Consider the following 897-nt stretch of genomic DNA (forward strand, 5'->3'; position numbering starts at 1 on the left):
CTGTTTATCAAAGAAACTTCATAATTAACACTTTAAATCAAAAAAACATGAAACGACTTTTATCAATTGACATATTTCGAGGTATAACGATCTTTTTCATGATCCTGGTAAATACCCAGGCTGGAGGTAGTTTTGATTTCTTAATCCATATCCCTGGTTATGGATGGAGAATTGCCGATCTAGTTTACCCATCATTTATTTTTATCATGGGAGCATCTATGTATTTATCCATGCGAAAATATGTAGAGGCACCTCCAACAGATCTTTATAAACATATATTCAGACGAACAGTTTTAATATTTCTAATGGGAATCATTTTCAACTGGATTCCTTTTGATCAAAATTTGTTAGATGTCCGCATATTAGGAGTTTTACAACGAATAGCCATCGTTTACTTGATTTGTTCTTTATTGGTTATAAAAGTTCGTTCAATTCCCACTCTTTTAAGTATATCGGGATTAATTTTAGGCTTTTATTATCTACTGACAATGAAAGGATATGAAATTGTCGATGCAGTTGATTTAGCCATAATCGGTACAAAACATATGTACACGCCAACTCATGATCCGGAAGGATTATTGTCATCTATTCCTTCGGTTGTAAATGCAATAATTGGTTACGTATCTGCTAGAATTTTAACAGAAAATGAACTCAAGGAGAGATTAATCAAAATGAGTACAATAGCTATTAGTATGATTGCATTAGCTTACATTTTACACTGGACTATTTTGCCTATCTACAAAACTTATTGGAGTTCTTCTTTTGGATTGCTGACTTCTGGAATATCTCTATTAGCATGGATTGTTGTACATTTAATTTGTGATGTATGGGGTAAAAAGGATTGGGGAATCGCATTTGATGTATTAGGTAAAAATTCAATTGTCTGTTATTTGCTAT

The 897-nt window shown here is 32.3% G+C and carries 1 protein-coding gene; it reads left to right on the plus strand.

Features of this window, described 5'->3' with window-relative positions; all coding sequences use genetic code 11:
- Positions 1 to 47 precede the first annotated feature (47 nt).
- Positions 48 to 897, plus strand: an 850-nt coding sequence (locus BACCOPRO_RS09850; protein WP_040311355.1) for an acyltransferase family protein, incomplete at its 3' end; no start/stop codon positions are given.

Source organism: Phocaeicola coprophilus DSM 18228 = JCM 13818 (assembly GCF_000157915.1).
Taxonomy (GTDB): Bacteria; Bacteroidota; Bacteroidia; order Bacteroidales; family Bacteroidaceae; genus Phocaeicola; species Phocaeicola coprophilus.